The 11,153-nt window shown below is 62.8% G+C and carries 11 protein-coding genes and 1 pseudogene; 7 read left to right on the forward strand and 5 right to left on the reverse strand.

From position 1 onward, the window contains the following. Positions 1 to 5 precede the first annotated feature (5 nt). The 3 genes from murJ (at position 6) to E7813_RS09145 (ending at position 4,467) form a co-directional block, all read left to right on the forward strand. Positions 6 to 1,535, forward strand: coding sequence for a murein biosynthesis integral membrane protein MurJ (gene murJ, locus E7813_RS09135; RefSeq protein ID WP_291573003.1), 1,530 nt, complete (start codon positions 6 to 8; stop codon positions 1,533 to 1,535). Between the two features lie 66 nt (positions 1,536 to 1,601). Further along, positions 1,602 to 3,908, forward strand: a complete 2,307-nt coding sequence (locus tag E7813_RS09140) for a xanthine dehydrogenase family protein molybdopterin-binding subunit (RefSeq protein ID WP_291573005.1) — start codon at positions 1,602 to 1,604, stop codon at positions 3,906 to 3,908. 109 nt (positions 3,909 to 4,017) lie between these two features. Next, a complete protein-coding gene (locus E7813_RS09145; protein ID WP_291573007.1) occupies positions 4,018 to 4,467 on the forward strand; it encodes a cytochrome c in 450 nt (149 codons plus the stop codon). 68 nt (positions 4,468 to 4,535) lie between these two features. On the opposite strand, the gene E7813_RS09150 is transcribed toward E7813_RS09145, so the two are convergent. The 4 genes from E7813_RS09150 to E7813_RS09165 form a co-directional block, all read right to left on the reverse strand. Then, on the reverse strand, positions 4,536 to 6,335 hold the full coding sequence (locus E7813_RS09150; RefSeq protein ID WP_291573010.1) for an adenylate/guanylate cyclase domain-containing protein: 1,800 nt from the start codon (positions 6,333 to 6,335) through the stop codon (positions 4,536 to 4,538). A 244-nt stretch (positions 6,336 to 6,579) separates the two neighbouring features. Then, a complete protein-coding gene (locus E7813_RS09155; protein WP_291573023.1) occupies positions 6,580 to 7,341 on the reverse strand; it encodes an SOS response-associated peptidase in 762 nt (253 codons plus the stop codon). A gap of 15 nt (positions 7,342 to 7,356) precedes the next feature. Further along, the gene (locus tag E7813_RS09160) at positions 7,357 to 7,689 is read right to left on the reverse strand and encodes a PAS domain S-box protein (RefSeq protein WP_291573012.1); all 333 of its coding nucleotides are present in this window, start codon (positions 7,687 to 7,689) and stop codon (positions 7,357 to 7,359) included. Between the two features lie 4 nt (positions 7,690 to 7,693). Next, positions 7,694 to 8,107 carry a hypothetical protein gene (locus tag E7813_RS09165; protein ID WP_291573015.1) on the reverse strand — a complete coding sequence of 138 codons (414 nt, stop codon included), beginning with the start codon at positions 8,105 to 8,107 and terminating at the stop codon, positions 7,694 to 7,696. A gap of 171 nt (positions 8,108 to 8,278) precedes the next feature. On the opposite strand from E7813_RS09165, the gene E7813_RS09170 reads away from it, so the two are divergent. Both E7813_RS09170 and E7813_RS09175 read left to right on the forward strand, forming a co-directional pair. After that, positions 8,279 to 8,941 (forward strand): hypothetical protein, encoded by a 663-nt coding sequence (locus E7813_RS09170; protein WP_291573017.1) that lies wholly within the window; start codon positions 8,279 to 8,281, stop codon positions 8,939 to 8,941. Positions 8,942 to 9,064: 123 nt separating this feature from the next. Next, positions 9,065 to 9,292 (forward strand): annotated as a pseudogene (locus tag E7813_RS09175) (endonuclease); the annotation flags it as partial. Between the two features lie 225 nt (positions 9,293 to 9,517). Here the strand turns inward: E7813_RS09175 and E7813_RS09180 are convergent. After that, positions 9,518 to 9,841 (reverse strand): hypothetical protein, encoded by a 324-nt coding sequence (locus E7813_RS09180; RefSeq protein WP_291573028.1) that lies wholly within the window; start codon positions 9,839 to 9,841, stop codon positions 9,518 to 9,520. Positions 9,842 to 10,122: 281 nt separating this feature from the next. Here E7813_RS09180 and E7813_RS09185 point away from each other — a divergent pair, with 281 nt between their 5' ends. Continuing rightward, positions 10,123 to 10,350: a hypothetical protein gene (locus E7813_RS09185; RefSeq protein WP_291573030.1), complete on the forward strand. Its 228-nt coding sequence runs from the start codon at positions 10,123 to 10,125 to the stop codon at positions 10,348 to 10,350. A 1-nt stretch (position 10,351) separates the two neighbouring features. Next, a partial coding sequence (locus tag E7813_RS09190; RefSeq protein WP_291573026.1) for a JDVT-CTERM system glutamic-type intramembrane protease occupies positions 10,352 to 11,153 on the forward strand: 802 nt, incomplete at its 3' end.

Below are 11,153 nucleotides of genomic sequence, written 5' to 3' on the forward strand. Positions count from 1 at the left end.
GGCGGATGCTCGGTCGTATTTTCACCGTCGGCGGCTACACGCTGCTATCGCGGCTCACCGGTTTCGCGCGCGATGTCATGCTGGCAGCACTTCTCGGCGCCGGACCGGTAGCCGACGCGTTTTTCGTGGCGTGGCGCCTGCCGAACAATTTTCGTGCGATTTTCGCCGAAGGCGCTTTCAACACCGCCTTTATCCCGGCCTATGCCCACGTCCACGGCAAGGGCGGCGAGACTTCGGCACGGTTGTTCGCCAACCGCATTTTCACGCTGCTGTTTATCTCGCAGCTCGTGCTGCTGGTGGCCGCGTTGCTGTTCATGCCGCAGGCGATCAGCATCCTTGCGCCGGGCTTCACCGACGAGCCCGAGCAGCGCCGCCTCGCCATCGAGCTGACCCGGATCGCCTTTCCCTACCTGCTGTTGATCACGCTGGTGACGCTTTATGGCGGCATGCTCAATGTGATGCACCGTTTTGCCAGCGCCGCCGCGGCCTCGATCCTGCTCAACATTTCGATGATGGCGACATTGGCGCTGGCGGCGTTTTTCCCGACCGTCGGCCATGCCGCGGCGTGGGGCGTCTTGATTTCCGGTTTCCTGCAATATTTCCTGCTCGCGGCCGATCTCGCCCGCCATGGCGGCCTGCCGCGGTTCGCGCCGCCAAGGCTCGACGAAGACGTCCGCGCGTTCTTCCGCGCGATCGGCCCAGCGACGCTGGGCTCGATGGGCACCCAGGTCGCGATGTTCGCCGATACCATCATCGCGACCTTTCTCGCCGCCGGCGCGCTGTCGGCGCTGTATTACGCCGAGCGGATCTATCAATTGCCGATCGGCGTCATCGGCATTGCCATCGGCACCGTGCTGTTGCCGGAAATGTCGCGGCGGATTATCGCGGGCGACGACGCAGGGGCGGCGGCGTCGCAGCGCCGCGCTTTTGAATTCACGTTGTTGGCGACCGTGCCTTTCGTCGCTGCATTCGTCACCGTGCCCGATGTCATCATGCGGGTTGCGTTCGTGCGCGGCGCCTTCACCGATGCCAACGCGGCGAACGCCGCGGTGACGCTCGCCGCCTATGCGGTCGGCCTCATTCCATACGTCACGATCCGCAGCGCGGTCGCCGCCTTTTATGCCCGCAAGGACACCGCGACGCCGGTGAAGGCGTCGCTCACCGGGCTCGCCGTCAACATCGTGCTGAAAGTCCTGCTGATGGGATCGCTCGCGCAGGTCGGCCTGGCGCTGGCGACCGCGGCCGGCGCCTGGATCAATCTGCTGCTGGTGCTGGGCTTTGCGGCGCGGGCGGGATATCTGGAGCTCGATCGGGCGTTTTGGCTGTCGCTCGCGAAGTTCCTCATCGTCGGCGCGATACTGGCGGCGGCGCTGTGGTTTACCGCGCAGCTCGCCGCGTCGCACCTGGGGCAATTGAGCCGGTTTCGCGACGAAATCGCGCTGGCTTTACTGGTCGTCGTCGGGGCCATCGTCTATGCCGGATCGATCCTGCTGCTATTCGGCAGGGGCTGGCTGAGGTCGCTGGTTCGCAGCTAAACCCTTTGCGCCGGTGTGCGATCCACTGCAATATAGCGCGAAATTCGAACCGCAATCGGAGATACGATGGCTCCCATCAAATTTGGCGTCGGTCAAAGCGTCCTGCGCAAGGAAGACGATGCGCTCATTCGCGGCAAGGGCCGCTATACCGACGATCACGCGCCGCAACCGGCGATGCATGCGCTAGTGCTGCGTTCGCCGCATGCGCACGCGAAATTCACCATCGACGTCGCCCGCGCCCGCGGCATGCCCGGCGTCGGAGCGATCCTGACCGCCGACGACGTCAAGGATCTCGGCGGATTGCCGTGCCTGTTCAATTTCGAGGTCGATCCGTTCACCGGCCCGCCTTACGCGATCCTCGCCCACGGCGTGGTGCGCCATGTCGGCGACGCCGTCGCCTTCGTGGTCGCCGATACGGTCGACCAGGCCCGCGACGCGATCGAAGCGATCGAGGTCGTGTGGACGCCGCTGCCCGCGGCGATCGGCGTCGTCCATGCCGTGAAGAAGGATGCGCCGCAGGTCTGGCCCGGCCATCCCGGCAACCTGCTGTTCGACGTTCCGATCGGCGACAAGAAAGCCACCGAAGCGGCGTTCGCCAAGGCCCATGCGGTGGCCGAGATCTCGGTGGTCAATCCGCGCGTCATCACCAACTTCATGGAAACGCGCGCGGCGGTCTGCGAATACGACACCAGGCGCGACCATCTGACGTTGACGGTCGGCAGCCAGGGCAGTCATCGCCTGCGTGAAGTCATCGGCGGGATGGTGCTGAAGATTCCGCTGGAAAAGATCCGGGTGATCTGCCCCGATGTCGGCGGCGGGTTCGGCACCAAGCTGTTTCCCTACCGCGAATACGCGCTGATCGCGGTCGCCGCGCGAAAACTGCGCAAGACCATCAAGTGGACCGCCGACCGCTCCGACCACTTCATCGGCGACGCGCAGGGGCGTGACAACGTCACCACGGCGCGAATGGCGCTCGCCGAAGACGGCAAGTTCCTCGCCATGGACGTCGACCTGATCAGCGACATGGGCGCTTATCTCTCGACCTTCGGGCCTTATATTCCGCACGGCGGCGCCGGCATGCTGCCCGGCCTCTACGATATCCAGACGTTCCATTGCCGCGTGCGCACGGTGTTCACCAACACCGTGCCGGTCGATGCCTATCGCGGCGCCGGACGCCCGGAGGCGGCCTATGTGCTCGAGCGGCTGGTCGATGCCGCCGCGCGCAAGCTCGGGATGACGCCGGATGCGATCCGGCGCAAGAACTTCATTACGCCGCGCGCGATGCCCTACAAGACCGTGACCGGCAAGGTCTACGATTCCGGCGACTTCAGCGCCCACATGAAGCGGGCGATGGAGATCGCCAACTGGAAGGAATTCCCCAAACGCGCCAAGGCGGCAAGGAAGCAGGGCCTGGTGCGCGGCATCGGGCTTGCGACCTATGTCGAGATCTGCGGCACCATGGGCGAGGAGACCGCCAATGTGCGGCTCGATCCCAATGGCGACGTTTCAATCCTGATCGGCACCCAGTCGAGCGGGCAGGGCCACCAGACCGCTTATGCGCAACTCGTCGCCGAACAGTTCGGGCTTGCGCCCGAGCGCGTTCATATCTTCCAGGGCGACACCGACCAGATCGCCACCGGCTTGGGCACCGGCGGTTCGGCTTCAATTCCGACCGGCGGCGTCAGCGTCCAGCGTGCGACCCGCGCACTGGGCACGAATTTGCGGGAGATCGCCGCCGAGGCGCTGGAAACCAGCGCCGCCGATCTGGAGATCAGCGACGGTACGGTGCGGATCGCCGGCACCGATCGCTCGATCAGCTTTGCCGATCTGGCGAGGCGGCCGGGCGTCGATCCCTCGAAGCTGAACGCGAGTGCGACCTTCACCGCCGCCGACGGCACCTATCCCAACGGCACGCACCTGGCCGAAGTCGAAATCGATCCCGCCACCGGCATCGTCAAGATCCTCAACTACATCATCGTCGACGACTTTGGGGTGACGCTCAATCCGTTGCTGCTCGCGGGGCAAGTTCATGGCGGCGCTATGCAGGGGATCGGCCAGGCCCTGATGGAGCAGGCGGTCTACGATCCGAAGGACGGCCAGATGGTCACCGGAACCTTCATGGACTATGCGCTGCCGCGCGCGGCCGACGGTCCGCCCTTTGTGTTCGAAACCCATAACGTTCCCTGCAAGACCAATCCGCTGGGCGTCAAGGGCGCGGGCGAGGCGGGGGCGATCGGCTCCTGTCCGGCCGTGGTCAACGCGATCATCGACGGGCTATGGCGCGAATACAAGATCGATCATATTGATATGCCCGCGACCGCCGAACGGGTCTGGATCGCGATCCGCGAGCACCAGCGCCGCCATAGCCTGTGACATTTGCCGTGCGGGGGAATGAAACGCCGCCGCGGGTGTTGCAATGAGAATAGCCGCAACCCGTGGGGCAGCGGGTCGGACGCACGAATAAAAACAGGAGATCGGGCCGATGATGCGAACTGTTTTGGTTGTGGGAACGTTGCTGCTCGGGGCCAGCGCGGTCGTGGCGCAACAGGATATCGCGGTCAAGCAGGATAATCTGATGAGAGGGCAGGCCAAGAGCCTCTACAGCGTAATCTTGAAGATGACCAAGGGCGAAATTCCCTACAATCAGGCGGCCGTCGATACCGCGCTTGCCGAACTCGAAGCGAGCGTGCCGACGATTCCAAACGTGTTCGCGACCAATCCCAAGCAAGACGTGGTGAACTCGAACTACGGCTCATCGCAGAAGGTCTGGCAGAACAAGGCCGACTTCGACTCGAAGGTACCCGCAGTCGTCAAGGCGATCGCCGACGTCAAGGGCAAGATCAAGGATGTCGATACCCTGAAGGTCGCCTACAAGTCGATCAACGACAGCTGTAACAATTGCCACGAGACCTATCGGCTAAAGCTCAAGTAACAATTCGGATCGCCGTTCCGGCAATCGCTCTTTTGCTGGTGGACTCGGAGCAAAACCGCAACGCCCCGCTACAAGAGATCGTGCGCGCTGACCGGCAGTTTGGTGTCGGGCGATGCCCCCGGCTCGTCGAGCAGGCTGGCCAGCAGGGTGGCGTCGACCGCGGTGCAGACGGTCATCGGCTGATCCCGGCCGCGGATCGACACTTCGGTTAGCGTGAGCCTGTCAGGCGCGACGCTTGCGTTCTTGCAGACATCCTCCGAGAGGACGACGCTGCAATTCAGTGTTTTCGTCATGTCCTGCAGACGGGCCGCGACGTTGACCGCGTCGCCAAGCGCTGTGAACACCGTGTGATCGCGAAAGCCGATGTCGCCGATGATGACTTCGCCGCCGTGAATGCCGATGCCGAACTGGATCGGCTCCTGCAATTCGGTGACGAATTCATGGTTCATGTATTCGACGTTTGCGGCAACCATCGACGCGGCGCGCATGGCCTGCCGGCAGGCGGTCGCCGGATCGGCATCAAGGCCGAACAACGCCAGCAAGCCGTCTCCCACGAATTGATTGGGCTGGCCGCCGGCGTCGATCACCGCCTGCGACGCGGCCTCCAGGAAGCGATTGATCAGGAACACGATGTCGAACGGCAAACGCGACTCGGCCAGCTTGGTCGACCCGCGCATATCGACGAACATGCTGACGACATAGCGCTCTTCACCGACATTGACGCGGCTCCGGTTGCGGACAAAATCGGCGCCGACATTGGCAGGCAGCACCGGGATGACCGAGATGTCGGCCTGCGGCCGAAGCTGGCATGCGAGCCGGATCGAAGGGTTGGCGCCGGCGCCAACGCGCGCAAGCACGAATGCCTCGCGGCCGGATGGTCGCGGCAATGCGCCGCGATCGCTGACGACGCGAACACGGCAGGTCGAGCATCGCGCCCGGCCTCCGCAAACACTGGCATGCGGCACGTTGAACCGCAGGCTGGTTTCGAGAATACTCAGACCCCTGGGCACGCGCACGCGCCGGCTCGGATATGACACCGTGATCGATCCGCGCCGGCTCTCAAGTACGGTGCGAACGCCGCGCGCCACAAACACCAGTACAATCGCCGACAGGTATAGAATCGGGAAGTAAAATAGCGTGATTTCCTCGATCACCGTGCGCTGGGCGAGCGGCGTAGTCTTGATATGTTCGGCGCGCCATTGCGGCTGCGCGGCTCGCTCCGTCACCTCATGGGCGCCGCGATGGGCGCCGGTCATGGCCAGCGGCGGCAGCAGCACGGCTATTGCCAGCAGGAACGGGGCGGCCCGTTTGAAGAATGGTTTCAGGCGCAGCCAGAAATAAAGCCCGATGCAGGCGTGCGTCCAGGCGATGGTCAGGAGCAGGAACTGCACGCCGACCATGTACGGGCGGGCGACCCAATAGGCCAGCAGGGGCGGCGCATAGATCGGCGGGTCGCGTCCAAACAGCAGGCCTCCAAGCCGCACGATGCCGAAATGGCTTGCGATCAACAGCGGAATGCTCAGCCCGAATACCAGTTGGGTGATTTCGATCACCGTGTAGCGAAAATGCCGGCGCTGATAGAGCGCCCAAAGGCCGAGCAGGAAGTGGGTCGTTGCCGCGGCGTAGAGTGCAAAATTGACCACCGGGATTCGCCACCACCAGACGTGGAAACGAAGCCACGCCTCCATGGTGTCGTAGGAGAAATTGCCCAGGGCATGATTGAAGAAATGCGAAAAGATGTAGGAAAACATGATGAGGCCGCAGACCAGCCGCACTTGGCGCACGCCTATCCCGCGCAGCCACCTCGCGATGGCTGATGTCTGATCTGCCGGGCGTACATCGACGATTGCGGCGGTCTGCACAGTCATGTCGAATTTCTGCTGTACTACCCTGGCAGGCGAAAAATTCGCAGAATTGGGATTTGCAGAACTAGGATCAAGATGTCGATCCGCGCGAAGGAAGCCCGGCGCGCTCAAGCTAGCCCAGCAGTTTGCCGTTGGCGAGCAGGAATACGGGCGTTCGCGGAGGGGATGTCCCTTGCGAGTAATTTCAACATCTTAACCTGTCAAACCTCTGTAAGTGCGTGGCGCTAAAAGGCTTATTTTGAGGTTGTCAAACCTGAACGAGGTAACTGGCATCTATTCGCGCTGCGCTGCGCCACCCCATAGAACCAATAGCGCGAGATGTCCTTGGCAGGTGCTGTTTGATCCCTCCGTCCGCACGTAAAGTGTGTCTATCCGCACCGCGAGCAACGATCTTGATCGCGTCGTCCAGCAATGGTCGTTGTAGTGCCTTCGCCTCATCCCATGGTGTCCGAAGCCAGACGTCGCGCTCTTCATCCGTCGTTAGGACCACCGGCATGGCCTTGGGATGGATCGGCTCGACCACCGCGTTCGGCGAGGTCGTCAAGAAGCCGTAGACGAGATGAGGGTCGGGGACCGGCTTCGACTTGGTACCCCTGTCACCCCTGAACTCAGTCCAGATGCCGGCGAAGGCGAACGGCGGCCGGCCATCATCGAGTGCGAACCAGACCACGTCCTTCTTGTTGGTCTCGGGGTTCGGCTCCGGCGCGTACTCGGCGAAGCTGTTCACCTGGACCAGGCACCGGTTCTCCGGCTTCAGCCAGTCACGCCAATGCGGGGACGATGTGTTTCCGATGTTGGTGACCGGCGATCCGCCGAACTTCGGAGGCGGTGGCATGCCCCAGCGCATCGTGACCAGCTCCCGACCGGTGCCGGTGTTGCGCGCCACGGGCGCTGGGTAGTCCGGGAACACGCTGGGCATCGGTGGCAGGTTGCCGACGTAGCGGTTCATGACGCGGAACAGCGCGATGATGGCCGCCTGGTTGGTCGTGATTGAATAGAGATTGCACACGGTCAAAGTCTCAACTTACTTGGCTAAGTCGTGAGACGGATAAAACGTCGCTTCCACTGCCGCAACTTTATTGACTTTTCCGTAGATGGCGTTCACCGAAATCGGCAACGTCAAGTGCCTGCCTGTCTTATGAACGGCGATTGTGGTCGTGATTTCCGGCAGAGTACTAATCCCGGTCTGCACATATCTCGCAAAACCCGCCCTGTGGCGTTCTCTGAGATGTTGCGGGATGATGATTTCGATAGATTGCCCCACTGCCTCTAAAGCCGAATAACCGAGCAGTTCTTCGGCTTCTCGGCTCCGCTCGCCGATCTGGCCGTTCGTATCTACCTTGAGTGTCGCTGGCATGGGCTCAACGATCCCCCAGCCACCATGTTGAAGGCGGATCGTTGGCGGAAATCTTGGTCGGCCGCAACGCCACGAGATGGCTGCGTTTGTAGGGATAGCCACGGACTTGCGAACAGTCCTTGCAGCGCATGTACCGTTCCAGTTCGTGGACCGGCGTCGACTTCGGACGACGGACGATGTCCAGCGCGACGGTCTGATGCGTATCGCAACCGTGACACCGGACTTCGAGATAGCGGTATTCGGCGTTGAGGGCATCGCCGAGCGCCGGGGAAGGTTGCGCCGGCCCGCGATAGCCGAGCATGCGCTGGTTCCAAGCCTCGCAGGCGAGCCGGTCGGCGGTCCTTCTGGCCTCCGCCGCACGCTCCGCCGATGCCCTGATCGACGCGCCGTAGATCGACTCTCGGGATTTGGTGCCCATAGGCAACAGGATGCGCCCGGCGGCCTTAGGTCGGCAAGCCGCTATGGCTTGTGGATTGAGGTGGATCCGTCCATTTTTAGGGTGGCGTCCGTCGTCACGCGCTAGATAGGTGAAACAGCGTGCTCCTTTCGCCGCAATCTATTTTGGTCCACTAGCCGACGGGGGGTTCCCATGATGCGATGCGATGCCGAGTGGTTGGCCGGTGTGCTGGCGCGTCTCAGCAACGACGAGCTGTCGCCGCTGATCAATCTCGGCGCTTCGACGCAGCATTTCCGCGAGGTCACGCAGCCGCACATCCAGACGCTGGTGTTCGGCCCGCTTGCCGCACGCGGTGTGCGCGTCGTGCATGCGGACCGCAAAGCCGCCGACGGCGTCGATGTCGTCGGCGATATATTCGACGACGCCGACTTCGCACGTCTCCAGGCGGTCAATGCGCGCGCTGTCGTCTGCACGCATCTGTTCGAGCATGTGCGCGACCGCGATGAGCTCAGCCGCCGTCTGCTCGAACTGCTGCCGGAGCGCGGATTGTTTTTCGTCACCGTGCCGTCGAGCTATCACGAGCACAACGACCCGATCGATACCATGTTCCGCCCGAGCCTGGCCGAGCTAGCAGCGCTGTTCCCTTGGGCGCAAATCCTCGAGCAACGCGAATTGATCGGCGAGACCTACTGGTCGCATGTGCGGCGCCGGCCGGTGACGCTGTTCGCGCGGCACTTCTTCCGCTTCTTCGTGCCGTTTTTCGGTTGGAAAGCGTGGAAGCGCTCGATGCATAAGCTTTATTGGCTCGCTCACAATTACAAGGTCGCGGCGATCGTAGGCCGCAAGGCGACATGAATGGGGTTTCAGCCTTGACCCACAGTGAGAGGTCCCAGCCAAGAGGGACCAATAGCCTGTCGAAACCAGGACGCGCTTGGCAGCGCTGATCCCGATAGCAATGTAACGGACGGTCGCTGGCCGGCCCCCCGGCTGTTCGGGGTCGAGCCACCCCGCCCTCGGCTGGAGACGGTCCGGGTGGTCGATATGAGCGCCTCCAACAGCTGGGCGGAGTTCACCGCCGCCTACCGCCGGACCCGCCCCGCCCAACAGGCGCATGAAGCCGTCAAAGCCGACCTCAAGAAACTGGTGCCTGAAGACGCCGGCGCGATCAGCTTTGAGCTCATGGACGCTGCCGATGCACCGCTCCAGAGACCGTTGGCGCTTCGCGGCGCTGGCCAAGGCCCAGGGCGATCGCTCAGCCGGTGTTGGACATCGGATTCCCCTTGCTGTAGTTTCGCCCGGGGTCGCGCCGACCTCTCCCGCCAGAGCCAGAAGTTGCCCAAGTCCCTCGCAGAATTGCGCCGAGCGATCACGCAGCAATTCATCCGCAGAATAATTCGGCTAACTTCGTCGCTGCCCGTCGGTCTGCAGCGTTCAGGCATGAGCCGCCTGGTCGCGGCGGCCGGGACCATCCCGGCGCTCCGTTGGCGGGTTCAGGAAAACATGCGCCTGGGGCTTGGCGACAGCGTCCCGGCGGGGGCCGCGCGCCGCTATTTCCGTCGCGTCGGATGGCTGTATTCCAGTCAACTGGCGGTTTTCCATCGCGGTCTCTGGGACACACCCGTCGTCAACGAAGTCAAGCTGGATCAATCCATCGAAGTTCTCGACGAGGCCGTCGCGGAGGGACGCGGCGTCGTGCTGTGCGTGCCGCATTTTATCGGCCATGAACTCATGATGGCCGTCGTTGCCCGCAGACATCCCTTCGTCATGCTGGTACGGCAGGCGCCGACGGCCGAGCGGGCCGCTCGGAAAGCCCGATGGTACAGCGCGCTGGACGTGGAAATCCTGCTGCGGCCGGCGCAGCCATCGACAGTCAGGGATGCCGTCGCTTATTTGAAAGTTTTCAAGGCCGGCAAAGTACTGCTGATCGCGCCGGATCTGCTGGCCGATCCGGACGAAGGTGTTGAAGTTTCGATTTTCGGACGCCGCGCCAGACTCAGGAGCGGCGCTTTCGCCTTTGCCGTGACGGCAAATGCCCCATGGTTCGTTTTTCCACGGTATGGCAATCCGATTCCAGCGTGGTGCTTTCGTTCGAGCGTGCGCCGCAGCCGGATCATACCGACCGCGACACCGCCATTCGCACGTGTGCGCAGGACTGGTGTCGCTGGTTCGAAGATAAATTGCGCGCGAATCCGGAGATCTGGCTGTTCTGGCTCGACAAGCGCTGGACGCATTTCCTGCGCAAGACCCCCCGAACGGAGACATGAGTTGAACTTTCTTATTGTCTTGGGGGTCGCAGCGTTCGGCCTCGGTCTGCTGTGGGCCGCCCAGAGTATCGCGCTATGGCAAATCGGCGAGCCGCTGGCGTGGCCCCTGCGTTTCGAGACGAGCGATCCGCGCGTCAAGGTGACCAGCCGCGTGATGATCCACATTGGCTGGTTCATCATCATTTTCGGCACTCCGCTGGCGCTCGGCATTTCTCCGCGAGAATGGTTTCATCAGGAGTTTCCGACCCCGGTTCCCTGGCGCGACATCATCGTCGCGTTCTGGATCATGCTGCTTCCGATATGGCTCATGTACGCGCTGTGCATCACGGTTGGCTGGGTGCGCATCCAGCCAAAACATGACGCGGCGACGCGCCGGATCAAGCTGTTGAGGCGTTTCATCGGACCGTTGCCGCTGGCGACGCTGGAGGAGGCCGTTTTTCGAGGCGTGCTGCTGGAAAAATTGCTACGGTCGTTTCCGGAAGGACGCGGATACGCCGCGCTGGCGATCATGGTGACCTCGGCGATTTTCGCATCAATGCATTTCATCAAGACACCCGCCCCGGACAGGTCGATCTGGCAGCCGGCCTGGGGGTTGTTCATCGTCAGTTGCCTGTTCGGGCTCGCCTACCTCGTCGGGGGACGCAGCCTCTGGCTGCCGATCGCGATGCACAGCGCGGCGATTTTCGGCATCGAGCCGGTCAAGCTCTATGTCGCCTACCAGGGCCCGCCATGGATCATCGGCTACTCCGAATTTCCTAACTGCGGCCTGCTCGGCAGCGTGGCTATTCCGGCTATGGCGATCG

The organism is Bradyrhizobium sp., assembly GCF_004799405.1.
Lineage (GTDB): Bacteria > Pseudomonadota > Alphaproteobacteria > Rhizobiales > Xanthobacteraceae > Bradyrhizobium.